Here is a 25,632-nt window from a genome sequence, read left to right on the forward strand (position 1 = left end):
GGGGGCAGGAAGATCAAGAGCAGGATCAAAAGCCAAAGCAAGATCAAAGGCCGGGGCAAAACCGAGCGCGTTTTACGCGCTGGTTGAGTTCAATGGCGTTCAGGGCTCTTGCTCTGTTCGCCACTGAATCACCTCCAGCACCGCGCAACCCTCCCGGGTGAGCAAATGCACCCCTCGGGTGACCCGCGTCAGGTCGCAGTCGGCAATGTCTTTCAGGTTAAGCGTGGACAGCGTGTCCATCAGATCCCGCACCACGGTGAAACGATGGGCCGCACTGCTGGCCAGATCGCTCAGAGAGGCTTGGGTGTCGAGGTAGAAAACGGCTTGGTTGGCGTCGTGAGTGTCGACGGCGGTAAAGCGCGAAAGTGGCTGGTCAATCATCGGTACAGCTCCTGTTTATGGAGCAATCACCAAGGTTGCCGACGACGAAGAAAATGACCGCTGTGCGCGCCTATGACCACCGGAGAATCACCGCGCACAGCCGTCATAACATCCTGTCGCGGGCACCGGAAAGGCGACTGCAAAGGTGTTGTGGACGCTGATGTTGCGTTGTAATTCGACCGGCCAAGGTCGTCGCGGATGTTGCTGCGAGGGGGAACTATAGAGACGGTGTTTGGAGGCGGCAACCGTGCATTGGGTGAGATGTTTGAGTGGTTATGTCGTGACAATTAGCGACTGTTGCATCAGGTGAGTTGCCCCTGACCTTGTGGACAGACTTGGAAGACAGCTTTCGGCCCTGAGCGGACTGCCGGCTCAAGGCGAGTTCGAGTGCAATCGGGACTCTCCTGACAACTCAGCCGATCTTTCGTTGCTTGAACCAGATGTGCTCGGGTCTATAGTGGAAGGCTTAGCGCCCGTCACACTGCCCTTCATGCAGCGATCAACTACACCGCCATGACAGAGCAGGACATGTCATCAAGGAGGTGGTGCGTGGTTCGGATTCGCAAGATTGAAATTCAGAATTTCAGATCGATACGGTCACTCACCTGGCTTCCGTCGCCAGGCCTGAATTGCTTAATTGGTCCTGGCGATAGTGGCAAGAGCACCATCTTGGATGCTATTGACTTGTGCCTTGGTGCCCGCCGAAACATTACGTTGGGGGATACCGATTTCTTCGGCCTCGACGTGAGCCAACCCATTCAGATCACGCTGACCTTGGGCCAGCTACCAGACACGCTGAAGAACCTGGATGTCTATGGGCAGTACTTGCACGCGTTCGATAGCACAACCGGCCAACTACAAGCTGAACCACTGCAAGGGTTCGAAACCGTACTTTCTCTACGCCTGATAGTGGACAGCGAGCTCGAACCAATCTGGACGTTGGTGTCCGAGCGGGCCCAAGCCTTAGGCCAAGAACGCAACATCGCATGGAAAGATCGATTGTTGTTGGCGCCTGCACGACTGGGCACCTACGCTAACTCCAATCTGTCGTGGACCCGTGGATCCGTACTCAACCGACTCACAGAAGAACGCCCCAATCTAGGCGCCGAGCTTACTAACGCCTCTCGTGAGGCGCGTGCCACGTTCGGCAATCAGGCAGGAGCCCAACTGGCTGAAACGCTGCGAATCGTCACCGAGAAGGCAACCGCCTTAGGCGTTCCCGTCGGAACTCAGGCACAAGCCCTACTGGATGCCCATGCTGTCTCCATCAGCGACGGCGCCATTGCCTTACACGATGAGCGGGGGGTGCCACTGCGTTCGTTAGGCACGGGCTCTTCACGGTTATTGATAGCTGGATTACAGCGAGCAGCTGCGCAGCGCGCCTCAATCGCTCTGGTGGACGAAGTCGAGTGTGGGCTTGAGCCGCACAGGCTCGTCCGACTGCTCGACTCATTGGGTGCCAAGGAGGCTCCATCACCGCTGCAGGCCTTCCTGACAACTCACTCACCGGTGGCAGTCAGGGAGCTTCGAGGCGACCAAATTTTCGTAGTGCGAAAGGCACAAGATGGCACTCACCATGTGCTTGAAGTGGGTGTCGAAGACGATGTGCAGAGCACCATTAGAATGGATCCGGAAGCGTTTCTCGCTCGCAGCGTCATCGTTTGCGAAGGGGCCAGTGAAGTCGGGCTTATTAGAGGATTGGATCAGTACTGGACGGCGCAGAACTACCGCTCACTTCTTGCTGCAGGAACGGCCTACGTAAACGTGGGGGGAGGTGAGCCGGACCGGTGCTTTGCTCGAGGCCTTGCTCTACTTAAGCTGGGTTACCGTGTCATGGTTCTTGTCGATGCTGACAAGCCCCCGACTCCTGAGGTCGTAGAAGCCTATCGCGCGGCCGGAGGGGAGTTTATTACATGGAGGGAAGGGCGAGCCCTGGAAGATGAACTGTTCCTCAGCCTACCGGATGCTGGAGTAGACACCATGCTCCAGCGTGCCGTGGAGTTTCTCGATAGAGAACTAGTAGCCGCGCATATCAGTACGCAATCTCAGGGACGCAATTCCCTGGACGACATCCTGCAGCTACGCGAACAACAGTACCCCTACTCTCCTGAAGTGCGTTTGCTGTTGGCCCTGACATCCCGGAACCGAAAGAACGGCTGGTACAAGTCGCTAACCAAATTCGAGATCCTTGCCCGGGAAATTGTCGGCCCCAACTACCGGGCTACGGAAGCTGGGTTTACTGACTTAATCAGCCAGTTATTCAGGTGGGCCCATGCCGCCTGAGTACAATTTGTTCGCCTTCCGCAGCGGAACCGTGACGGCGCCAGCCGGCTGTGGCAAGACACAACTCATCGCGGACACGCTGACCCAGTATACCGGCGCCAAACCTGTTCTCGTTCTGACCCATACGAACGCGGGTGTGGCCGCACTACGCCTGCGCATGCAACGCGCCAACGTTCCAGCGTCCGCGTATCGCGTGGCGACCCTCGACGGTTTTGCCATGCGCTTGGTCGGTATCTTCCCAGAGCGAAGCGGCATACCTGCTGCCATTCTTGAACTGAGAAATCCAGGCACTGACTATCCCGCAATCCGCTTGGCAGCCTGCACCTTGGTGCAAGCGGGGCATGTGAGCGATACCCTGGCGGCAACTTATGCTCACTTGCTCGTCGACGAGTACCAAGACTGCAACTTGGTGCAGCACGCCTTGGTCACCGCACTCGCGGCGGTACTACCTACTTGCGTGCTGGGTGATCCTATGCAGGCAATCTTCGGCTTTGCAGGCAACCAACTGGTGGACTGGGATGGACACGTGCTCCAGCAGTTCCCGCTCATCGGTGAGTTGAATCAACCATGGCGTTGGATAAACGCAGGTACCCGCGGGTTTGGCGAGTGGCTTCTGAACTGCCGGCGGGTGCTGCAAGCAGGCGGGAGCATCGACCTGGACCAGGCGCCTGCCGAGGTCAACTGGATTCAATTGCTCCCCTCCACAGCCGACCGTCAGCGCATGGCGGCAGCACTTACAAGGTCAGTAACACCCGAAGGGCAAGTCCTGGTGATAGGCGACAGCCGCAACACCCGAGGACGCAGACAAATGGCCAGTCAAACCCCTGGTGCTACTGCAGTCGAACCGGTAGATCTAGGGGACCTCACGAGCTTCGGCCGGAGATTCGACTTGCAGGCAGCGGACGCCGCTGCGCAACTCGTCAATTTTGCCGCCGAGACGATAACGCAAGTCGGCGCTGCCGCATTACTGCCACGCCTGGACATCCTGCAACGTGGTTCTGCTCGCACTATGCCTACTCCGGCGGAGGCCGCATTGGTGTCATTCGCCGCGACTCCGACCTTTCTGCTGGCCACGGAAGCGCTTAGAGCCTTGATGCGCCAAGAGCACGCGCGAGTATATCGCCCCGAGGTGCTGTATGGCTGCCTGCGAGCTATGGAGACTGCGGCCGGAGGTGGTTGCACCTTTGTGGAGGCCACAATCCGAGAGCGCGAACGCAATCGCCATGAGAGCCGACAACTAGCTCGGCGCGCTATTGGTAGTACCTTGCTATTGAAGGGATTGGAGGCACAGGTTGCGGTGATTCCCAACCCTGAGAACATGGATGCTCGTCATCTTTACGTGGCGATGACGCGCGGCTCGAGCCGATTGGTCGTGTGCTCTGCTACGCCGCGACTCGTCCCGCAATAAAGATCGAACTAAGAGAAATCAAACGGACTTTCCCGTCGAGGTCTAATTGGCAGATACCGGTGAAAGCGCCAAAAAGAAGACATTGTTAGAGGCAGCTAATGGCCGATAGCAGTCGGTCGCGACTGACGGCTACCGGCCAGAAGCGGCCAGTAGCTGTCTTCTACTAATGGCATCAATACCTATCGGCTCCGCATTCAGCTGTAAATGAGCTCGCAAGCCGCTTCTTTCCCCTTGAAAGACAATCCAAGAAATGCGATATGACATTTTGCCATTACTGTCGAGAGAGGGAAGCGGGATGCCAAGGGATTACGCGAAATACGTTGAAGATGTAACAGAAGACATCAAAACCTGCATAGGAGATATGGCCTGCCAGCCCATATTGTTCGTAGGGTCGGGCTTCACCAAGCGCTACCTGAAGGGCCCTAGCTGGGAGGAACTTTTGAAGGAGCTAGCGGCGCGCTGTCCAGAGATTGCACGACAGTTTGCCTACTACAAACAACGCTACCCCGACTTTGTGGATATTGGTACTGAATTCTCCGACAGATACAACGATTGGGCTTGGGGGGCTGGCCAAGATCAGTTCCCAAAGGAGCTGTATGATGAAACGAGCTCGCCGCAGGTTTATATCAAATACACGGTGACGAAGATTCTCAAAGAGCTTCTGGCAACGGAAAAGCCAGGCCTATCGGATGAGATCGAATTGCTGAAGAAGATTCGGCCACACTCTGTAATTACCACCAATTACGATGAGCTACTGGAGGGCATCTTCCCCGATTATGAAGCTATTGTGGGACAACGGATCCTTTACGCTAACCATTCGAGTATCGGAGAGATTTTCAAGATCCATGGATGCGTTTCTCAACCCGAAAGTATCGTGCTAACGCGCACTGACTATGAAGAGTTCGTCAAGCGTAAGAAGTATCTCTCTGCCAAGCTTTTAGCTTTTTTCGCTGAACACCCGTTAGTGTTCATTGGCTACAGAGCTGAAGACCCGAACATTAAAACAATTCTTGCGGATATTGACGAAATTCTGTCGGAAGACGGCAAGCTCATCCCGAATATTTACATCCTAGAGTGGGAGGATCGTGACCTCTCTGAAGAGTACCCTCGCCGCGAGAGGCTTATTCCAGTTTCTGATCATCGTAGTGTGATCATAAAAAGTGTCGTCGCCAATGATTTTAGTTGGGTCTACTCAGCTTTCGGAGCAAATGAAGCGCTGAAGAATGTGAACCCTAGATTACTAAGGGCTTTGCTCGCCCGTACCTACCAGCTCGTGCGGACTGACATTCCCAGAAACCCTATTCAGGTCGATTACAAAGTGCTGGCTAACGTGACGGAGGCCGATGGGGAACTCGCTAAACTATACGGAATTGCCGATGGCGCCGACGGCCTAGCATTCAACCTTAACTTTCCTTATACATTAACCACTCTGGGTCAGGCAATGGGATACCAAGCCTGGCATGCTTGCGATCGCTTACTGAGGACGATTGCTGGAACGACTGGAATTGATCTCAAGAAATTCGACAATAAGTATCACTGCGCGATTATGAACGGGGCAGAAGTTCAGTCCCATCGTTATTCGGAAGCTTGCAAAGATATTTTGGAAAAAGTGCGATCGGGAGAAGAGTACATCGAAGACGTGGAGAAGGAGGCGGAGGCCAAGGGCTATCGTAATTGAGAGTGGAAAGTGGGACAAGAGAAAAGGGGGGGCAGATTTATTTCTAGAAAAAATAAATCTGTCCCCTTCTCACCGCATGGCACAATCGTTACTCATATGAACACTGGGAGAAACATATGTCTGATTCAGGAAATGTCAAAAGCACGATTGATGCAGTCACAGGCCTAGTCAAAGAAGTTCCGATTTATCAAGACTTGCTGCAGCCCTCGGTTCGAGAGATCGGGAAAGGATTACACACTGTAGCTAAGACAGTGAATATCGCATTAGCACCTCTTAGCAGTCTAGTTTGGGGTTATGATCAATTCAGTAAATTTGTGACGACAAAAGTAGCGGAAAAGCTTAAGGATACACCAGTTGAAAACATAATCCCGCCTAAGCTTAATGTAGCAGGGCCCGCATTGGATGCCCTTCGATACATTGGTCATGAAGAAACACTTAGTGATTTATATGCCAATCTTTTAGCTACGGCCATGGATAAAGCAACAGCAGAATCTTCTCATCCAGCATTCGTTGAGATAATTCGCCAGATGACGGCTGACGAAGCGAAAATAATGAAATTGTTTTTAGACAGAAATGCTTTTCCGATAATAACTGTTCGGGCAGAAGTCAAAGAAAGTAATGCGGGATACGACCACACATTACTAATAAATTTCCTGGGTGAAGATGCGCAGTGCGAACTACCTAGCATGAGCCCTTACTATATAGATAATTTGCGGCGGCTGGGGCTTGTAGAGATTCTACCTGTATATGGCCTACACGACTCTGATGGATATAGCAGATTGGAAAGTGGCGAAGAAACCCAAAAAATACTTCTCGGCATTTCACAAAAAACCGAATATGAAGCTAGAATAATTCGCGGCGGTGTTAAAATCTCTCCGTTGGGGAGCTTGTTTCTAGATGCCTGCATTAAACTAAAAGCCTCACCGTCCGACACCCCAGGATTTGTGTAGACAAGTCGAGTTGCCGATTACTACCATTCTCAACCGGCAGCTTTCGGCCAAAAGCAGACCATTAGCAATGGCAGGACGTAACCTCAAGGCGGCCTGTCTCGGCAGCCGCTTAGTTTCTCAGCATGGGTTGATTAAAGTAGCTTCTAAAAGTACCAGCCAGCGATGAGTAAAAATATAGCACTGGAGCAGTCGTCGCTCGCAGTTATTCTAGGTTGTATCGTGACTAGGCCTTGGGGTCGTGCTGGAGCACGGTTTCGATTTCTGCCTTAATATCCCTTGCACGACCTTTGACGACATAGTTACAGTATAAATTATCAATGGCAGCATGAATCTCCGCATTCTCGTGCGCTGAATAAGCCACAACTCTTACGCCCGCATTTCCTTGGCTTCGCACGTAACGAATAACATTTAATCCCTTATATTGGGAATATATTTCAGGCATTGGTGACGGAGAGGTCCAAGCGCCTGCTGGAATGTTAAGATCGACAAGGTACAACCTGTAGCTAGCAGCATCGGCAAGTTTTAGTGCATCAGCGACCGATTCCGCCATATCGACCTCAAATCCCTTGGCGACAAGATAGTCATATAACCATTGAACGTACTCTGGCTCGTCATCAATTAGGAGTACGGACTTCTCTTTGTAGGGTTTATTTGTCATATTTCCAATTTTCTTTTGGTATTGAGATGCGAAAAGTAGATAGTGCACTTGTACTCTGGTGCACAGCCGAAATTGTACCTTTTAAGGTTTTTACTACAATCTGTTTGCAAATATAAAGACCAATTCCCGAGCCTTGAGCAACTTTGTCAATCGCGCTTCTGTCTCGAACGCCAAAATTGAATAAGGAATTAGCTCCTGCATTATCAAATGGAATGCTTTTTCCTGCTACTTCTATCACCAAATCATTAGCGTTATTTGTGCTCACCTGCACTTTAACAATCTGATCTTTTAGCCCATATTTCAACCAGTTATCAAAAAAATTTATGAATATCTGACGAAGTAGCTCTGGCCTGATAAATATGCGATGCTGCTGTTTTCGAGCATCATTCAACTCCAGCCCGATTCTCTTTTGTCTAGCCAATATCTGGAAGAACTGGATTGCCTCAATTATTGTTTGTTGTAATGGGCTCCATACAACTTCCCGCGGCTTTCGTAAATGAGTGCTATCTGATTCTTCAAAAAAGTAGTCGGACAGGTATGCCAAGTTTCTCAGCAGAGTTACACACTGCTCCAATTGTGCGCGTGATGCGTTGATTTTTTGATCAACGATATCGCCGGAGTATGTCCCGTCGTGAATATTATCGAGCGTCCCAATAACCCCATTTAGAGGGTTTACAACTTGATGGACGAAGTTTGCCAAAAACAAAACGCCGACATCAATATTGGTCGGCTCATCAGCATTGTCTGACATCAGAGAGCCTCGCGCTGTATAAGTATAATTTCGCTTTCGTTTATATCGGCATCAAAACTTGACCAGAAGCAAATAGAGCTAAAGGCAGCATTGTGCCGGTCGACCAGTACTTTTAGGTCACGGCCATCTTCAGAAAGTAGTGTACATGCACTATGACTCTGCGAGGTCACTTTGATTCTTGAAGATGCCACTGCCGCTAGCAAGTGAGCATAGGCTCTGACGCCATGCCGATCAAGTCGACACTCTCCATTGATAGTGATTTCGACGAATTCATTGCTTTCAGACTTAAGCGCACTGCTACTCATCTGGCCTCTTAACTCTATGTCCTCCATTTTTTTGTGAACTAAACTGGAGATGGCTAGGGCAGCTTCAAACATTCTCTCTGCGGGATTATTTGTATATTCTCTGCCCGCATCGTAGCTTGTTAAAGCTTTGAATATCGTAAGTACAAGATTTGTGATTGAGCTACCAGATTGATCTTTGCTTCCCGCAAGGCCATACTTCGTTTGCAAGTCAGGATGCTCTCCCAGTCTAAGTTCAAGGTCGTGTTTCGGCCACAGGCGCACTTTTACAGACCCTTGCCTTTTATTCCACTCTTGGGTTCGAGTTATAGCGGTGGGCGAGAATGTTGACTGTGTACACATCAGCAAAACATCTGCCGAGGTTGCGTCCGCATGACCAATTTTCTCGTAAATTGTAGGCCAGCCTATTGCGGCCTTATAGCGTTTACACTCCATGTACCATTTTTCTGTTCTCTGGTGTCCAGAAAAATCAACTACTGACGTCTCTCCCTCAATATCTCTACCCCCGTCAGCTCCTGGAGTCCGCCAATTCACATTGGACATGCCTCGCAATACCATGAGATCAAATATAAGATTCTCGAACTGAGTAGGGCTCAAGGTCTCTAACGCTGTGGCCGTGACTTTTTTAACCATGGATACGTCGAACGGTAAGTGGATGGGCTGAAGACAGAAATTACCATCAAATCTAGCCTTCAGAAACTATTTGTTTATTGCTTTCATCCTACACAGTGATGAGATGATTGCAGTTACTCTACAAAGTGTTAAATCAAATTTTGAGTTCGTATGCAGCGCAAGGTCTGAAATCGCAATCAGAGTCGCGGGTCTCTCCATCCTAAAAACTAGTACTGGTGGGCTTAAGCCATCACTCCCGAACGTCTGCTTTTGGCCGATTCTGTTGAAAAAGTAGCTCCCCTGTCTGGCCTGCGGCAAAATCTTCACATCGGTCAGCAGGGACGCACGCAGCATGATGGGACAGTTATCGAGTGGGCAGGAACGGCTGTTTTACTCGTTCAATCTCGAAGATCACATCCCTACCAATCACCTATTGCGCAGCATTGATCAGTGTCTCGATCTGAGCGACTTGCGCCATTACCTCACCGATTTCTACAGCCCGATTGGGCGTCCGTCGATTGATCCCGAGCTGATGATCCGCATGCTGATCGTGGGCTCTTGCTACGGCATTCGCTCAGAGCGGCGGCTGTGCGAAGAGGCCCATTCGAACCTGGCGTATCGCTGGTTCTGCCAGTTAAGCCTTGAAGATGAAGTCCCCAACCACTCGACCTTTTCCAAAAATAGACATGGCCGTTTTCTGGACAGCGATCTGTTTCGCTGGTTGTTGAATGAAGTGCTGCGTCGTTGCATGGACGCAGGCTTGGTCAAAGGCGAAGGCTTTGCCGTGGACGCCAGCATCATTAAGGCGGATGCGAGTCGGCAGCGCGGTGTACCGGGCGATGAACCGATCAACTGGAGCGATCCGGCCCTGAGCACCCGCGCCGTGCGTGAGTATCTTGAGGCATTCGATGAAGAGGCTCTGGCCGGAACGCTACCGAAGCGCCTGTCACTGACTGATCCTCAAGCCCGCTGGACTGCGGGTCCAGGTGGCCCAGCGTTCTACGCTTACTCCACGAATTATCTGATCGATACCGAGCACGGCGTGATCTTGGATGTGGAACCCACACCGGCTCATCGAACCGCAGAAGTCGAGAGCACCAAGACGATGATCGATCGGGTCGAAGCGCAGTTCGACATCAAGCCGGAACGCCTCATTGGCGACACCGCTTACGGTACCGCGCCGATGCTGGCCTGGATGGTGGAGGAAAAAGGCATCGAGCCGCATGTGCCGGTGTGGGACAAAACTGAGCGCAAGAACGACAGCTTTTCGAGTAACGATTTCTACTGGAATGAAGAGACCGAGGAAGAACGCTGCCAAGCCGGCAACCCATTGCGCAGCGAATGGCGAGCCTTCAAGAACGAGCGTTCGCACGTCACCCTAGCCAACACCATCATCTTCCGATCCCGGCAGACCGATTGCGTTGCCTGTCCGATGAAAGCCAAGTGCTGCTCGAACACTGCGTTCCGCAAGATCGCACGCAGCGTCCATGAGACCGCGCGCGATGTGGCTCGGCGAATCGCAGCGACACCTGCGTACGTGCGCTCTCGCCACGAACGTAAGAAGGTCAAAATGTTGTTTGCCCACCTCAAGCGCATCCTGAAACTGGATCGCCTGAGACTACGTGGCATGAGTGGCGCGACTGATGAATTCACGCTGGCCGCTGCGGTGCAGAACCTGTGACGACTGGCCAAATTTTCATACCAAGGGCCACCAGTCACGGGATAGGTGCGCCTGCAATCAGCAAAAAACCTCAAATTAACCCACTAACTGAGCAACAACGGTCAACGAAGGGCGAGAAACCACTCAATGTGGTGAGTTGGTTCTTGGGCGATGGTCATGCCTGAGTTCAGGTCAGCTGAAAATCCGACTTTTTCAACAGAATCGGCCGATAGCAGTCTTTCACTAAGTGCAGCAATAAATACCTCTACTTAAGCTAAACAGGCGCCGCACAATACGCGGCGCCCATCCACTCAATGCATAATCTGCGCAAGAAACGCCTTAGCCCTCGGGCTCTTCGGCGCCCCAAAAAACTCCTCCGGCGGTGCATCCTCCACAATCCGCCCTCCATCCAAAAACAACACCCGCCCAGCCACCTGCCGGGCAAACCCCATCTCATGGGTCACGCACAACATCGTCATGCCACTCCCGGCCAGCTTCACCATCACATCCAACACCTCACTCACCATCTCCGGGTCCAGCGCCGAAGTCGGTTCATCAAACAACATAATCTTCGGCTCCATGCACAACGCCCGGGCAATCGCCACGCGCTGTTGCTGCCCGCCGGACAACTGGCTCGGGTACTTATCCGCCTGGTTCTCAATCCCCACCTTGGCCAGAAACCCCCGGGCCAGTTCTTCAGCCTTTTTCCGCGATAACCCGCGCACGGTCATCGGTGCCAGGGTGCAGTTGTCCAGCACGCTCATGTGCGGGAACAGGTTGAAGTGCTGGAACACCATGCCCACTTGGCTGCGCACCTGGGCGGCTTCGCGGGTGTTTTGCGAGAGGTCGGTGCGGTCCACCAGGATGCGGCCCTTTTCGGCAATCTCCAGGCGGTTGATGCAGCGGATCAGGGTGGATTTGCCGGAGCCGGAAGGCCCGCAGAGGACGATGCGTTCGCCCTGGCGCACCTTGAGGTCGATGTCGTGCAATACGTGGAAGGCGCCGTAGAACTTGTTCAGCCCGGCAATATCGATCACCACTTCACGCGGGTCGGCAATGGGCTGGGCGGGCGCTTGTGAGGCGGCGGGAAGCGGGGCGGTCTGGGTCTGCATGGCGGTTCTCCGTCGGTCAGTTGAAGCGCTCGGCGCGGTAGGGGGTGGGGTCGGTGAAGGGCGTTTCGCCGGTGACCATCTGTGCCAGCAGGTGGCCGCTCACCGGGCCCAGGGTCAGGCCGTGGTGGGCGTGGCCGAAGTTGAACCACAGGCCGGGGTGGCGCGGGGCCGGGCCGATCACCGGGCACATGTCCGGCAGGCACGGGCGGCGGCCCAGCCAGGGTTCGGCGTCGAGGCGTTCGCCCAGGGGGTAGAAGTTTCGGGCCAGGGCTTCGCAGCGGCGCAGTTGGATTTCGTTGATCGGGTCGTCGCGGTCGGCGAATTCGATGCCGGTGGTCAGGCGGATGCCGCCCACCATCGGCGCCAGGACGTAGCCACCCACCGGGTCGAGGATCGGGTGCTGCAGGCGGGTGCCGGGCAGGGCGGCGTAGTGCATGTGGTAGCCGCGCTTGATCGCCAGGGGAATGCGGTAGCCCAGGGGTTCGAAGATGCCGCTGGCTTGTGGGCCCAGCGCCACCACCACTTCCTGGGCGGTGATCGGGCCGAGTTCGCTGTGCACCTGCCAGCCGCCTTCGACCTGGGTCAGGCTCAGGGCGTCGCCGATGACGAATTGGCCGCCGCGTTGCTTGAACAATTCGGCGTAGCCGCGGGTCAGGCCGCCGGGGTCGCTGACGGTCTTGGGGTCGAGCCAGTGCAGGCCGCCCACCACGTCTTGGTGCAGGCCGGGTTCCAGGGCCAGCAGTGCAGTGCGGTCCAGTACCCGGTAGTTGAGCTCGTAGTCGCGCAGGTCGGCGGCGGCGCGTTGGGCGAAGTCGAAGGCCTGTGGGTCGTTGAAGGCTTCGAGCCAGCCGCCGTCGGCGATCAGCTGCAGCATGTTGGCCGGGCGGGCCAGGGCCAGGTGTTCGCTCACGCAGCGTTCGATCAGCGGCAGCATGGCGCGGGTGGCGGCGGCCAGGCCCTTGGGCGAGGAGTGGCGCCAGTATTGCAGTAGCCACGGGCCGGCCTTGGGCAGGTGGCGCAGGCTGTAGCGCACGTCCGATTGCTGGTTGAGGCCGTAGCGCACCAGCTTGGTCACTTCCCGGGGGAAGGCGTAGGGAATCACGCTGGCGCGTTCGATCAGCCCGGCGTTGCCGTGGCTGGTGCCGTTGCCCGGGGGCTGGCGGTCCAGCAGGACCACTTGGCGGCCGCGGGCCTGCAGGTGCAGGGCGCTGCTGACGCCGACGATTCCGGCGCCCAGAACGAGGGTTTGGCAATGCATGTTTCAGTCCTTATGACAGGGGCCGCAGGGCGGCCCGCTCAAGGGTTCAGTTCAGGTGCCGGCCCAGGCGGCCTTCCAGGTACTTGAGGCTGCGCCGCACCACTTCGACGATCAGCAGGTAGAGCACCGCGGCCCACAGGTAGATCTGGAAATCGAAGCTGCGGGAGAAGGCCAGTTTGGTCACCCCCATCAGGTCGTAGATGGTCACCAGGGAGGCGATGGCGCTGGCCTTGATCATCAAAATCAGCTCGTTGCCCAGCGGCCCGATGGCGATCAGCAGCGACTGCGGCAGTATCACTTTGCGAAACGCGGTCCAGCGCGACAGGCTCAGGGCCTTGCAGGCTTCGCGCTGGCCCTGGGCTACGGCCAGCAGGCTGCCGCGCAGGATCTCCGCCTGGTAGGCGGCGGTGTTCAGGGTGAAGGCCAGCAGGGTGCAGAACCACGCGTCGCGGAAGAACCACCACAGGCCCACGTCCTGCCAGAAGCCTTTGAACGAACCCAGGCCGTAATACAGCATGAACAGCTGGGCCAGCAGCGGCGAGCCACGGAAGAAGTACACATAAGCCCCGGTGAGGCGCCGCAGGAAACGATTGCTGGACAGCCGCCCGAGGGCGATCAGCAGGCCGAGCACGGCGCCCAGGCTGAAGGAAATCGCCACCAGCTTGGCGGTCACCAGCAGGCCGTCGATAAAGCGCGGGCCGTAGCGTTCCAGCAGTTCCTGGTTGAGGAACAGGTTCAGCAGGTCATCCAGGTTCATGGCTGCAGGCTCCGTTGCGCACGGTTGAAGCGCCGCTCAAGAAAGCTGAACAGGTGCCCCGACAGCGCCGAGAAGAACAGGTAGCCAAAGCAGGCCACGCTGTAGAACAGCATGGGTTCCTTGGTCACGCTGACCGCGAGGTTGGTCTGGCGCATCAGGTCCACCAGGGAAATGGTCGACACCAGGGAGGTGTCCTTGAGCAGCGACAGCCAGTTGTTGGAGAGCCCCGGCAGAGCGATGCGCGTCAGTTGCGGCAGCAGCACCCGGTTGAAGGTGGTGCGCCGCGACAGGCTCAGGGCGCGGGCGGCTTCGTACTGGCCCTTGGGCAGGGTCTTGAACGCGGCCAGCCAGATCTCGCTGGAGAAGGCGGCGAACACCAGGCTGAAGGCGATCATCGCGGCGACGAAGGTGTTGATCGCCACTTCACCGGGGTAGCCCAGGGCGCCGAGGATCTTCTGCGCGGCAATCTGGCAGCCGTAGTAGATGATCAGCAGGGTCAACAGCTCCGGCAGGCCGCGAAACACCGTGGAAAAGGTCGTGGCCCAGGCCCGCGCCCAGCGGTTTTTCGAGCGCGCGGCCAGGGCTACGGCCAGGCCCAGGGGCAGGCCGATGGGCACGCAGGCGAGCGCCAGGGCGATGGTCACCAGGGCCCCGGCAAGCAGGGCCGAGCCCCAGCCGCCGCTGGCAAAGGACAGGAGTGACAGCTGTTCGAACATGCGCGAACCCTCTGGAAAAATGAACCGTGCAGGGCGCCGCCGCGCTCAAGGGAGCGCGGGGCAAGGGCAGCGGCAAAGGCGGGCGGTCAGTAGATGTCGAAGGCGAAGTAGCGGCTGGAGATCTGCTTGTAGGTGCCGTCGGCGACGATCTCGTCCAGGGCCTTGTTCAGGCGCTCGCGCAGGGCGTTGTCTTCCTTGCGCACGGCGATCGAGGCGTCGGCGGTGGTGCCATTGACATCGCCGATGATCTTGCAGCAATCCTTGCCGGTGCTTTCAGCCCAGGCCAGCAGCGGGAACTTGTCGGCGATCACCCCGTCCACGCGCCCGGCGGCCAGGTCGCTGTTGGCTTCGTCCAGGGTCGGGTAGAACTTCACGTCGGCACCGGCCGGGCCGTAGTGGTCCTCGGCGTAGATGGCCTGGGTCGAGGAGGCCTGGGCGCCCACGGTGCGGCCCTTGAAGTTGGTCTGGGCGTCGGTGATGTCCGAGTCCTTGGGCACCGCCACCGACAGCGGGGTGCGGTAGTAGTGGTTGCTGAAGGCGATCTTCTTCTTGCGTTCGTCGGTGGCGATCATCGAGGCCACCACGGCGTCGTATTTCTTCGCCAGCAGCGCCGGGATGATGCCTTCCCAGTCCTGGGCGACGATCTGGCATTCGACCTTCATCTGTTTGCACAGGGCGTTGGCGATGTCCACGTCGAAGCCGTGCAGTTGGTTGTTGGAGTCCACGTAGTTGAAGGGCGGGTAGGCGCCTTCGGTGGCGATCTTCAAGGTTTCAGCCTGGGCCGTGGAGGCGGCGATGACCAGGGCGCAAGCGCCGGCGAAGCGGAGGACGTTGTTCATGGAGCACCTCGGTTATTTATTGTTTTGGTCGGGCGGACGATGTGTAGCCAACAAACTCGTTATGCAGGGCAGCGGTGGCTTCCAGGCGTTTTTCCACCTCGGGTCCCAGGTGCTTGCACACCTCGTTGACCAACAGGTGCACCAGCGACAGCATGGCCGCGGTGGACTCCCAGAACAGGTTGAATTCAGTGGGCACGCGGAACACCTCGTCGGCGTTCTGCTCGGCCCAGTCGCAGAAGGTGTCGGTGACCAGGGTCACCGGAATCCCGGCCTCGCGGGCCTTGTGGCACAGGGTCAGGGCGTGGCGCGAGTAGCGCCTTGCCTCGAACACCACCAGGGCGCAGTCCTCGGCGGGGCTCAGCAGTACGTCGGCGAAATGCCCGGCGGCGCCGTCCACCAGGTGCACGCCGTCGCGCAGGTATTGCAGCAGGTGGACCATGGAGGCGGCGATGCCGCGCTCGGTCTGGAACCCCGCCACGTACACCCGGCGCCGGCTGGCTAGGCGCTGGACCACGGTCTGCCAGGCCGGGGTCAGGCTGTATTCGTAGACCTTGACCAGCGCCGCCACTTCCAGCTCGAAGCTGCGGGGCAGGCCCTGGGCCGCCGGGTTGGGCTGCTGGCGAAACTCCTGCAGGCGGTCGCCCACCAGCCACGGGCCTTCGCCGAGGTCGTTCTTCAGGTCGTTTTTCAGATCCTTGAAATGGCTGTAGCCGATGGCGCGGCAGAAGCGGCCGACGCTGGACTCGCTGACGCCGAGTTTTTCGGCGATGTCGGCGGCGGTCTGGAAGGGCAGTTCATAGAGGTTGGCCAGCATGTAGCTGGCAATCGCCCGGCCCGACGCGGTGGCGCTGGACAGGCTGCTTTCAAGGCGTTGCTTGATGGGCTGGCTCATGGTTGTTTTCATTCTTGTGGGCCGTTGACAATGGAAAATGAATGTTTTCTGTCATGAAGTCAACATTTGACAGTTAACTGGCGTGACGCGATAGTCAGGCACCTTCCAATAACAATTCCAATGGAGCTGCAATGACCGAAGCGAACCAGGCGACCCTGGCGCAGGCACCCGTCGAGTACCTCGATCTGCCTGCCTTGACCGACTTGCTGCAACGCATTTTTCTTCGCCACGGCACCTCTGCCGAAGTGGCCCGGGTGCTGGCTGATAACTGCGCCCGCGCCGAGCGCGACGGTTCCCACAGCCACGGGGTGTTCCGCATTCCCGGTTATCTGTCGTCCCTGGCCAGTGGCTGGGTGAATGGGCAGGCGCTGCCGCAAGTGGAGGATGTGGCCCCCGGCGTGGTGGCGGTGGACGCCGCAGGCGGCTTTGCCCAGCCGGCTCTGGCGGCGGCCCGCGAGCTGCTGCTGAGCAAGGCCCGCAGCGCCGGGATCGCGGTCCTGGCGATTCGCAATTCCCACCATTTCGCCGCCCTGTGGCCGGATGTCGAGCCCTTCGCCGAAGAAGGCCTGGTGGCCCTGAGCCTGGTCAACAGCATGACCTGCGTGGTGCCCCATGGCGCCCAGCGCCCGCTGTTCGGCACCAACCCGATTGCCTTCGCCGCACCCCGCGAAGGCGCCGAGCCCATCGTCTTCGACCTGGCCACCAGCGCCATTGCCCACGGCGATGTGCAGATCGCCAAGCGCCAGGGCCAGCAGCTGCCACCGGGCATGGGGGTGGACCGCGACGGCCAGCCCACTTGCGACCCGGCAGCGATTCTCGACGGTGGCGCCTTGCTGCCCTTTGGCGGGCACAAGGGCTCGGCGCTGTCGATGATGGTGGAGCTGCTGGCGGCGGCGCTGACCGGTGGCAACTTCTCCTTCGAATTCGACTGGTCACAACACCCGGGGGCGCAGACGCCCTGGACCGGGCAACTGCTGATCGTCATCGACCCCAGCCACCTGGGCGGCGGGCATTTTGCCCAGCGCAGCGGCGAGCTGGTGCGGCAGATGCAGGCCGTGGGCCTGGAGCGCATGCCGGGGGATCGGCGCTACCGCACCCGAGCCAAGTCCCTGCAAGAAGGCATTCCCCTGGCCGCCGCCGAACTGGCGCGGCTGCGGGCCCTGGCGGGCGACGACTGAACGGGCGACGACTAAGGACTTCATCCCTTCGCACCCGGGTCCATGAGCCCTTGGTGTTACTCCAGGTAGTAGGCCCGGTAGCGGGCCGGTCGTGGATCGGATTTGCCGGTCCCTGCCAGCCCCTCCAAAGCATGCTGAATTTGCCCCCAAGGCAGCCTATGGGCGGCCTTGGCGCGTTTCGATAATCGCCTCCGACATTTCGTCCCCCGTTTGCGGAGCGCGCCATGCATAACAATAAGAACTGCCAGTACCCTCTGATTCCGGCCCTGCTTGTCGGCCTGTCGACCCTTGGCCTGGGCTCTGTCGCCGAAGCCGAGATCATGCTGTACGACAAGGACCAGACGACCTTTTCCACCGACGGCTACATCAACGCCTTCTACGTCAACAGCAAGGTCGACCGCGCCGGCGACCAGTACGACCGCCGTCAGGCGCGGGTGAAGATGGGCTTTCTGCCCAACTACCTAGGTTTCAACATGGGCAAGCAGGTGGACGACCTCAAGCTCGGCGCCCGGGCCTCGTTCTGGGTGACCATCAACGACAGCGAGACCAACGGCACCGACACCGCCATCGACGTGCGCCAGTTCTACGGCACCGTGGCCAACCCGGAGTGGGGCGAGGTGCTGATCGGCAAGGACTTCGGCCTGTTCGCCCGTTCCAACATCCTGCTCGATGAAATGCTCGCCGGGTACGGCCAGGTCAGCGACAGCCTGGGGCTGGTGGACGGCGGCGGGGTGTCGTTCGGCAACATCGGCAGCGGTTACCCCTATCCCTTTCCGTCGTCGCAGATCACTTACCGCAGCCCGGTGATGGACGGCCTGCGGGTGGCGGTGGGCATCCTCGACCCGGTGGACACCAACGACAGCAGCGCCCTGGGCAAGGCCTACCAGAAGAACCCGCGCACCGAGAGCGAGGTCACCTACCAGTTCGACCTGGGCGGGGCCAAGTTCTACAGCTGGCTCAACGGCAGCTACCAGACCTCCGACAACACCGACCCCAACGTGCAGTCGGTGACCTCCAAGGGCCTGGGCTATGGCCTGCAGGCCAAGATGGGCGGGTTGTCCCTGACCGGTTCCGGGTTCCAGGCCAAGGGCATCAACCCGTTCTTCACCAACAATGCCGGCGAGGCCACCCTGCGCAATGTCGACAGCAAGGGCTACCTGCTGCAGGGCTCGTACAAGGTGGGCAAGAACCGCCTGGCGCTGTCCTACGGCAAGACCCGTGACGATGGCAACGGCGTGGTCGGCAGCGGCGCCGACTACCAGACCCGGGGCGTGGCGCTGTTCCACGACATCAACGACAACCTCAAGCTGGTGGCCGAGTACAACCAGTTCGAGATCGACGGCCACCACACCAATGCACAGAACGAAAACACCGACACCTTCGCCGTGGGTGCCGTACTGACCTGGTAACCCCAGCGCCGGCCCTGGCGTGCGCATCGCGCCCGGGCCGGCGCCCCGTATTCCCCGCTTATTTTCCGCAACGGCGCCTTCCCCGTAGGAGCCGGCTTGCCGGCGAAGAGGCCCTCAAGCCTTGCACCAGCCCGGCCTACACCTTCGCTGGCAAGCCAGCGCCTACACCCATGGAACCGGCTACCCGCTACCCAAGTAGCATTCGTGCCCCGGGGCCGGCTTCGTACACTCATTGCTCAGACAACCCGCGCCGGAGGCGACGATGCAGCAAGCCCAGAGCGAGGGCGTGGTCAGCGCCATGTCCCAGGCCGCCGATCCGCAGCAGGTGGCCCAGGACCTGGCCAGCCAGTTGCTGCATCCGCACCTGGGCTTCGTGCTGTTCTTCTGTTCCGCCGAATACCCCCTGCAAACCCTCGGCCCGGCCCTGCAACAGAGCTTTGGCGGCATCCCCCTGGTGGGCTGCACCAGCGCCGGGGAAATCACCCCCCTGGGCTACGGACGCAATTGCGTGACCGCCATCGGCTTCGATCACCGGCACTTTTCCATCGCCGCCGAACTCATCGACCAGATGGAACACTTCAGCCTGATCGACGCCCAGCAGATGGTCGAACGCCTGGTGGGCCGCTGCCGCAGCAACACCCTGGCGCCGATCAAGGGCAACAGCTTCGCCCTGACCCTGCTGGACGGCCTGTCGAGCCGCGAGGAAATGGTGCTGGCCGCCCTCAGCGCGGCCCTGGGGGACATTCCGCATTTCGGCGGTTCGGCCGGCGATGACAACTACCTGACCCACACCCACGTGTATTACGGCGGCGAGTTCCACAGCGGCGCGGCGGTGGTGGTGCTGGTCAATACCTGGCTGGATTTCGAGGTGTTCACCACCCACCACATCCAGCCCCGGGAAGAAAAACTGGTGGTCACCGGCGCCGACAGTACCTTGCGCCGGGTCTATGAACTGAACGCCGAGCCCGCCGCCGAGGAGTACGCGCGGCTGATCGGCGTGCCCCTGGCGCAGCTCGACCACCGGGTGTTCGCCGCCCACCCCCTGGCGGTGCGGATCAACCAGCACTATTACGTGCGCGCGGTGCAGCAGGTGCACCCGGACCTGAGCCTGAGTTTCTACTGCGCGGTGGAGAACGGCATCGTCCTCACCGCCATGACCCCCGGCCCCTTGCTGCCCAACCTGCAACAGCTGTTCGACGGCTTGCAGCAACGCCTCGGCGGGTTGCTGCTGACCATTGGCTGCGACTGTTTTTTGCGCCGTCTGGAGCTGGAGGGGCAGGGCAGCCTGGAGCAGATCGGGGCCTTTTTGCGGGAACAGCGGGTGATGGGTTTCAACACCTACGGAGAACAGTTCAATGGCATGCACATCAACCAGACCTTCACCGGGGTCGCCATTGCCCGCAGTCGAACTCCGGCCCGCCGCTGAGCTGCAAGCGCAGCTCGATGACCTGCAGCGCGAGAACCGCAAGCTGCGGCGGATCAACAGCGCGCTGATCGAACGGGTCGAATCCGGCATCACCCGTGGCAACGACCCCTATGCGGCGTTCCAGCATTCGGTGGTGCTGGCCGAGCAGGTGCGCGAACGCACCGACGCCCTGAACCAGGCCATGGCCGAGCTCAAGGCCGGCAACCATTTGCTCAGCGAAGCGCGGCTGCGGGCCGAGACGGCGCACCAGCACCTGATCGACGCCATCGAGAGCATTTCCGACGCCTTCGTGCTGTTCGACCAGGAGCAGCGCATCGTCCTGTTCAACAGCCGCTTCCGTGCCTTCTGGAGCCACAGCCGGGTACGGATCATGGCCGGCATGCGCCTCTCGGAAGTGCGCAGGTTGCTGACCAGCACCGGGCTGTTCAGCGAAGAACCGCGCAGTGGCGGTGACGAGCAGTTGCTGTATCGCCTGCATAACGGCCGCTGGCTGCAGGTCAGCGAGCGGCCGACCCGGGAAGGCGGGCGGGTGATCCTGTTCACCGACATCACCGAGGTCAAGCACAGCGAAACCCTGCGCCGGGAACAGGCGGTGGCGCAAAAGTCCCACCTGCTGCAACGGGCGGTGGACAACCTGTCCCAGGGCGTGGCCATGGTCAGCGCCGAGGGCGTGCTGGAGTTGTGGAACCGGCGCTTCCTGGAGCTCAGCGGGCTGGCCCCGGTGGCCGCGCATCGCTTGTTTGCCGAGGTCATCGGCGACAGCGAACTGCGCCTGCTGAGCCCCGACAGCCGCGACGCCAACGGCCGGCCGATCCACGAATGCGAGCAGCGCCTGAGCGATGGCCGGGTGCTGGAGATCCGCACCCATCCGCTGCCTACCGGTGGTTTCGTCAACACCTTCACCGACATCACCGAGCGCTACCAGCACGCCGAGGCCCTGAGCGAAAGCGAACGCTGGATCCGCCTGATCACCGACCATGTGCCGGCGCTGATCGCCTACCTCAATGCCGACCTGGTGTACGAGTTCACCAACAAGGTCTACGAGGAATGGTACTGCTGGCCCCGCGGCGTGATGCTCGGCCAGAGCCTGCGCGAGGTGCACAGCGAGCAGCACTACCAGCGCCTGGAAAGCTATGTGGAACGGGCCCTGGCCGGGGAGAGCGTGACCTTCGAATTCGCCGAGACCAACATCAACAATCAGGAGCGCTACATGCTGCGCTCCTACGTGCCCAACCGCCTGGCCAATGGCGAGGTGGTGGGGATCTTCGTGCTGATCCGCGACATCACCGAGCGCCGGCGCACCGCCGAGGCCCTGCATCAGGCCTACCAGAACCTGGAGCTGCGGGTGCGCGAACGCACCGCCGAGCTGACCACCCTCAACCAGCAGCTGCTGCGCGAGATCGAAGAGCGCAGCCGGGTGGAATCACGCTTGCGCGAAGCCAAGGCCGAGGCCGAACGGGCCAACCTGTCGAAGACCAAGTTCCTTGCCGCGGTCAGCCATGACCTGCTGCAACCCCTGAACGCCGCGCGGCTGTTCACCAGCGCCTTGCTGGAGCGTCGCGATCCCCAGGCCAGCAGCGCCCTGGTGCGCAATGTCAGCAACTCCCTGGAAGACGTGGAAAACCTGCTGGGTACCCTGGTGGACATTTCCAAGCTCGATGCCGGGGTGATCAAGGCCGATATCGCGCCCTTTGCCTTGAGCGAACTGCTGGAAAACCTCGCCGCCGAGTACGCCCAGGTGGCCCGCAGCGAAGGCCTGGAACTGCACTTCGTGGCCTGCTCGGCGCTGGTGCGCAGCGACATCCAGCTGCTGGCGCGGATTCTGCGCAACCTGTTGAGCAACGCCATCCGCTACACCCGCCAGGGCCGGGTGGTGCTGGGCTGTCGGCGCCAGGGGCGCTGGCTGTCGATCCAAGTCTGGGACAGCGGCATGGGTATCGCCGCCGAACGCCTGGAGGAAATCTTCCAGGAGTTCAAGCGTGGCGAAGAACAGCGCCCGGACCAGGACCGCGGCCTGGGCCTGGGGCTGGCCATCGTCGAGAAGATTGCCGGGATTCTCGGGCACCGCATTGGCGTGCGCTCCTGGCCGGGGCGTGGTTCGGTGTTCAGCGTGCAGGTGCCGATCAGCGCCAGCGCGCCCTTGCCAGCGCCGCGCCCGGAGCTGGGCGACGCCCTGCTGGAGCGTTTGCAGGGCGCGCGGATCTGGGTGCTGGATAACGACGCGGCGATCTGCGCCGGCATGCGCACCTTGCTTGAAGGCTGGGGCTGCCAGGTGATCACCGCCTTGTCCGAAGAAGACCTGGCGCGCCAGGTGGACGACTACCGCGCCGAGGCCGACCTGCTGATTGCCGACTACCACCTGGACCAGCAACAGAACGGCATCGATGCCGTGGCACGGATCAATGCCCGCCGCGCCCTGGCGATCCCGGCGATGATGATCACCGCCAACTACAGCAACGAGCTCAAACAGCAACTGCGCGAACTGGGCCACACCCTGATGCACAAACCGGTGCGGCCGATGAAACTCAAGACCGCCATTAGCCACCTGCTGAGCCCAACGCGGCATCCCTGACAACCGTAGGAGCTGGCTTGCCAGCGAAGGCGCCCGAGAGATCGCCTTCGCCGGCAAGCCGGCTCCTACAGGGTCGGTGCACGATCAGCGCAATTCAGCGGCGCAGGTAGGCACCGAAATCGATGTCCCCGGCACTCAGGATCGCTTGCACCCGGTTGTGCACGTTGAGCTTGCGCAGAATCGCCGAGACGTGGGCCTTCACCGTGGTTTCGGCAATGTCCAGGGTGTAGGCGATCTGCTTGTTGGATTCGCCCTTGGTCATGCGTTCCAGCACCAACAGCTGTTTGCGGGTCAGGGCCTGGAGCAGTTCCGGGGGGAAGCTCGGGGTCTCGCTGCTGCGCCGCCCCGGCTGGCTTTTCTGGGTGCGGATGATGTCCGGCGGCAGGTACACGTTGCCATTGAGGATCTGTTCGATGGCGTCGGTCATCTGCGAGCGCGCCGAGGATTTGGTGATGAAGCCGACGGCGCCGTAGGTGATGGCCTGGAGCACGATCTGCTTGTCCTGCTCGGCGGAAACGATCACCACCGGAATGGTCGGCGCTTCGTTGCGCAGGGTGATCAGGCCGTTGAGGCCGTGCATGCCGGGCATGTTCAGGTCCAGCAGGATCAGGTCCAGGTCGTCGTGTTCCTGGGTCAGGGCCAGGGCGCTGTCCAGGTCGGCGGTTTCCATCACCTCGCTGCCGGGAAATCCGTCGCTGATGACGTTGTGGATGGCTTCGCGAAACAGTGGGTGATCGTCGGCTATCAGAATTTTATACATGGCCTTTCACCTCGTTATTGTGGTTATGGGGGCGGCAACGCCGTGCTGCGGCGCTCAGGGAAAGGGTTGCGGCCGGGCCGCCTCCACGGGCAGGCCGGCGGCCTCCCAGGCATCCAGGCCGTCGCGGTACCAGTAGATGTTCTTATAGCCCAGGGCTGCCGCGCGTTTTACCGCGTTCCAGCTCAGCCAGCAATCGGCACGGCAATAGAACACCAGGGCGCGCTGCGGGTCGGCGTGGCTCAGCCGTTGCAGGTTGCCGGCGAAATAGGCCTGCCACTCGGGGCTCAGTTCGCCGTCGCCGGTGTTGGCCAGCCAGTGGCTGCCGGGGAGGTTGGCGTGGGGCTCGCTGTCGATGAAGCGGCCTTGCAGCCATTGCCGACGGTAGACGTCGATCAGCAGGGGCGCCGGTTGCTCCTTGAGCAGCTCTTGCAGGCCCGGGGTGTCGATGATCCGGCCCTGGTCGATCTGCAGCGGGGTCGGGCTGCGGTACAGGCTGGTGCGATAGCCCTCGGCGGAAAACAGCGGGGCAGCGGCATGGGCGGCGCCCAGCGCCAGGCTCAGGGTTAGCGCGGCCAGGGTCTCTAAGGCACGGGGCATAAGGCTTTTATCCTTTTTGTTATAGGCCCATTACATGCCAGGGCAGGGCCTTTTGTGAATGCGACCATCGACAGCAAAAGCAGTACCAAAGTCGTAGATCGCCCATGGGCAAGCGCTGTGTAGGAGCCGGCTTGCCGGCGAAAGGGGCCTGGGGTCTGGCGTTGGGATTGCGGGCCTCTTCGCTGGCAAGCCAGCTCCTACGTTGGGTGGAGGTGGGTGGCAGGATTGTGGCTCAGGTGCTTTTGCGCAGGGCGGCGTGCTGGGGGTTGAAGGTCAGCACCGCCAGCAGGGAGAACACCAGGGTCAGCCCCAGGCACACCGCCAGGGCCAGCAGGTTGAGGCGTTGATACAGGGCGAAGCGCACCAGTTCCACGGCGTGGGTGAAGGGGTTGAGGGCGCACAGCCAGTACAGCCAGGGGCTGGCTTCGAGCATCTTCCACAGCGGGTACAGCGCCGAGGACAGGAAAAACAGCGGGAAGATCACGAAGTTCATCACCCCGGCAAAGTTCTCCAACTGGCGGATGGCGTTGGACAGCAGCAGCCCCAGGGCGCTGAGCATCAGGGCCACCAGCAGCAGCGCCGGCAGCGCGGCCAGCAGGCCCATGGCCGGCGGTTGCACGCCATGCAGCCAGGCCACGGCGAGGAAGGCGTAGACCTGCAGCAGCGAGATCAGCGAGGTGGCCAGCAGCTTGCTGGCCAGCAGGAAGGCCCGGGGCAGGGGGCTGGTGAGCAGCACGCGCATGCTGCCCATTTCCCGGTCGTAGACCATCGACAGCGAGCCCTGCATGCCGTTGAACAGCAGGATCATGCAGGCCAGCCCCGGGACGATGTAGACCTCGTAGGGAATGTAGGTGCTGTAGGGCTCGATGATGGCGATGCCCAGGGCCGCGCGAAAGCCGGCGGCAAACACCAGCAGCCACAGTAGCGGCCGCACCAGGGCGCTGAGAAAGCGCGTGCGCTGCAGCACGAAGCGCAGCCATTCGCGCAGCACGATGCCGCGCAGGCATTGCCAGTAGGCGTTCATGCGAGCGGTTCTCCGATCGGGGCCGGGCGTGGCTGGGGATTCTGGGTCAGGCGGGCGAAGGCCGTGCCCAGGTCGCCGCCCCGTTCCTGGCTGATGGTGCCGGCCACGCCACTGGCCACCAGGCGCCCCTGATGCAGGATCAGCAACTGGTCGTCGGCCTGCACTTCGTCCAGCAGGTGGGTGGTCCAGAGCACGCTCAGACGCTGTTCCTGGCACAGCTGGCGAATGTGCCGGTTGAGCGCCAGGCGGCTGGCGGGGTCGAGGCCGGCGCTGGCTTCATCGAGCAGCAGCAGGCGCGGTTCATGCAGCAGGGCGCGGGCGATCTCCACCCGTCGGCGGTGGCCGCCATTGAGGGCGCGCACGCTATCCCGGCGCCGTTCGCTCAAGCCCTGGCGCGCCAGTTCGGCGT

At 59.8% G+C, this 25,632-nt stretch carries 23 protein-coding genes; 9 read left to right on the plus strand and 14 right to left on the minus strand.

The window, feature by feature from the left end:
• Positions 1–99 precede the first annotated feature (99 nt).
• Positions 100–381 (minus strand): hypothetical protein, encoded by a 282-nt coding sequence (locus F6S12_RS20465; RefSeq protein ID WP_315869276.1) that lies wholly within the window; start codon positions 379–381, stop codon positions 100–102.
• A gap of 549 nt (positions 382–930) precedes the next feature.
• Between F6S12_RS20465 and F6S12_RS20470 the strand changes: the two genes are divergently transcribed.
• The 4 genes from F6S12_RS20470 (at position 931) to F6S12_RS20485 (ending at position 6,700) form a co-directional block, all read left to right on the plus strand.
• A complete protein-coding gene (locus tag F6S12_RS20470; RefSeq protein ID WP_315869277.1) occupies positions 931–2,664 on the plus strand; it encodes an ATP-dependent nuclease in 1,734 nt (577 codons plus the stop codon).
• Positions 2,654–4,072, plus strand: coding sequence for a UvrD-helicase domain-containing protein (locus F6S12_RS20475; protein ID WP_315869278.1), 1,419 nt, complete (start codon positions 2,654–2,656; stop codon positions 4,070–4,072). Before F6S12_RS20470 ends, F6S12_RS20475 begins: the two co-directional genes overlap by 11 nt.
• Positions 4,073–4,367: 295 nt before the next feature.
• A complete protein-coding gene (locus F6S12_RS20480) occupies positions 4,368–5,750 on the plus strand; it encodes an SIR2 family protein (protein WP_315869279.1) in 1,383 nt (460 codons plus the stop codon).
• Between the two features lie 116 nt (positions 5,751–5,866).
• Positions 5,867–6,700 (plus strand): DUF4393 domain-containing protein, encoded by an 834-nt coding sequence (locus tag F6S12_RS20485; RefSeq protein WP_315869280.1) that lies wholly within the window; start codon positions 5,867–5,869, stop codon positions 6,698–6,700.
• Between the two features lie 223 nt (positions 6,701–6,923).
• Here F6S12_RS20485 and F6S12_RS20490 read toward each other — a convergent pair whose 3' ends face one another.
• From F6S12_RS20490 to F6S12_RS20500, 3 genes are read right to left on the minus strand one after another with little or no spacing between them, the layout of a single operon-like run.
• A complete protein-coding gene (locus F6S12_RS20490; protein WP_315869281.1) occupies positions 6,924–7,358 on the minus strand; it encodes a response regulator in 435 nt (144 codons plus the stop codon).
• Positions 7,348–8,109 (minus strand): HAMP domain-containing sensor histidine kinase, encoded by a 762-nt coding sequence (locus F6S12_RS20495; protein ID WP_315869282.1) that lies wholly within the window; start codon positions 8,107–8,109, stop codon positions 7,348–7,350. The genes F6S12_RS20490 and F6S12_RS20495 overlap by 11 nt, the downstream gene beginning before the upstream one ends.
• The gene (locus F6S12_RS20500; protein WP_315869283.1) at positions 8,109–9,044 is read right to left on the minus strand and encodes a restriction endonuclease; all 936 of its coding nucleotides are present in this window, start codon (positions 9,042–9,044) and stop codon (positions 8,109–8,111) included. The genes F6S12_RS20495 and F6S12_RS20500 overlap by 1 nt, the downstream gene beginning before the upstream one ends.
• 331 nt (positions 9,045–9,375) lie before the next feature.
• On the opposite strand from F6S12_RS20500, the gene F6S12_RS20505 reads away from it, so the two are divergent.
• A complete protein-coding gene (locus F6S12_RS20505; protein ID WP_315869284.1) occupies positions 9,376–10,704 on the plus strand; it encodes an IS1182 family transposase in 1,329 nt (442 codons plus the stop codon).
• A 290-nt stretch (positions 10,705–10,994) separates the two neighbouring features.
• Here F6S12_RS20505 and F6S12_RS20510 read toward each other — a convergent pair whose 3' ends face one another.
• From F6S12_RS20510 to F6S12_RS20535, 6 genes are all read right to left on the minus strand, one after another.
• The gene (locus F6S12_RS20510) at positions 10,995–11,795 is read right to left on the minus strand and encodes an amino acid ABC transporter ATP-binding protein (RefSeq protein WP_315869285.1); all 801 of its coding nucleotides are present in this window, start codon (positions 11,793–11,795) and stop codon (positions 10,995–10,997) included.
• A 16-nt stretch (positions 11,796–11,811) separates the two neighbouring features.
• A complete protein-coding gene (locus F6S12_RS20515; RefSeq protein ID WP_315869286.1) occupies positions 11,812–13,053 on the minus strand; it encodes an FAD-binding oxidoreductase in 1,242 nt (413 codons plus the stop codon).
• A 46-nt stretch (positions 13,054–13,099) separates the two neighbouring features.
• Positions 13,100–13,810 (minus strand): ABC transporter permease, encoded by a 711-nt coding sequence (locus tag F6S12_RS20520; RefSeq protein ID WP_065363530.1) that lies wholly within the window; start codon positions 13,808–13,810, stop codon positions 13,100–13,102.
• The gene (locus F6S12_RS20525) at positions 13,807–14,526 is read right to left on the minus strand and encodes an ABC transporter permease (RefSeq protein WP_011060497.1); all 720 of its coding nucleotides are present in this window, start codon (positions 14,524–14,526) and stop codon (positions 13,807–13,809) included. The genes F6S12_RS20520 and F6S12_RS20525 overlap by 4 nt, the downstream gene beginning before the upstream one ends.
• Positions 14,527–14,612: 86 nt before the next feature.
• A complete protein-coding gene (locus tag F6S12_RS20530; protein ID WP_065363531.1) occupies positions 14,613–15,365 on the minus strand; it encodes a transporter substrate-binding domain-containing protein in 753 nt (250 codons plus the stop codon).
• 16 nt (positions 15,366–15,381) lie between these two features.
• Positions 15,382–16,257, minus strand: coding sequence for a MurR/RpiR family transcriptional regulator (locus tag F6S12_RS20535; RefSeq protein WP_047285528.1), 876 nt, complete (start codon positions 16,255–16,257; stop codon positions 15,382–15,384).
• A gap of 131 nt (positions 16,258–16,388) precedes the next feature.
• On the opposite strand from F6S12_RS20535, the gene F6S12_RS20540 reads away from it, so the two are divergent.
• From F6S12_RS20540 to nahK, 4 genes are all read left to right on the plus strand, one after another.
• Positions 16,389–17,435, plus strand: coding sequence for an Ldh family oxidoreductase (locus F6S12_RS20540; protein ID WP_169894017.1), 1,047 nt, complete (start codon positions 16,389–16,391; stop codon positions 17,433–17,435).
• A 224-nt stretch (positions 17,436–17,659) separates the two neighbouring features.
• A complete protein-coding gene (locus F6S12_RS20545) occupies positions 17,660–18,844 on the plus strand; it encodes a porin (protein ID WP_011060501.1) in 1,185 nt (394 codons plus the stop codon).
• A gap of 262 nt (positions 18,845–19,106) precedes the next feature.
• Positions 19,107–20,270, plus strand: a complete 1,164-nt coding sequence (gene nosP, locus F6S12_RS20550; RefSeq protein ID WP_152686097.1) for a nitric oxide-sensing protein NosP — start codon at positions 19,107–19,109, stop codon at positions 20,268–20,270.
• A complete protein-coding gene (gene nahK, locus F6S12_RS20555) occupies positions 20,200–22,842 on the plus strand; it encodes a hybrid sensor histidine kinase/response regulator NahK/ErcS' (RefSeq protein ID WP_041752122.1) in 2,643 nt (880 codons plus the stop codon). The genes nosP and nahK overlap by 71 nt, the downstream gene beginning before the upstream one ends.
• Positions 22,843–22,936: 94 nt before the next feature.
• Here the strand turns inward: nahK and F6S12_RS20560 are convergent, their stop codons facing one another.
• The 4 genes from F6S12_RS20560 to F6S12_RS20575 form a co-directional block, all read right to left on the minus strand.
• Positions 22,937–23,602: a response regulator transcription factor gene (locus F6S12_RS20560; RefSeq protein ID WP_015635003.1), complete on the minus strand. Its 666-nt coding sequence runs from the start codon at positions 23,600–23,602 to the stop codon at positions 22,937–22,939.
• A gap of 54 nt (positions 23,603–23,656) precedes the next feature.
• A complete protein-coding gene (locus F6S12_RS20565; protein ID WP_011060505.1) occupies positions 23,657–24,199 on the minus strand; it encodes a PQQ-dependent catabolism-associated CXXCW motif protein in 543 nt (180 codons plus the stop codon).
• 232 nt (positions 24,200–24,431) lie between these two features.
• Positions 24,432–25,223, minus strand: coding sequence for an ABC transporter permease (locus F6S12_RS20570; RefSeq protein WP_236204217.1), 792 nt, complete (start codon positions 25,221–25,223; stop codon positions 24,432–24,434).
• Positions 25,220–25,632: ATP-binding cassette domain-containing protein (locus F6S12_RS20575; protein ID WP_315869287.1), on the minus strand; the 413-nt coding region annotated here is incomplete at its 5' end. The genes F6S12_RS20570 and F6S12_RS20575, both read right to left, overlap by 4 nt.

Origin of the sequence: Pseudomonas sp. JV245A (genome assembly GCF_032424515.1) — a bacterium.
GTDB classification, from domain to species: Bacteria; Pseudomonadota; Gammaproteobacteria; order Pseudomonadales; family Pseudomonadaceae; genus Aquipseudomonas; species Aquipseudomonas protegens.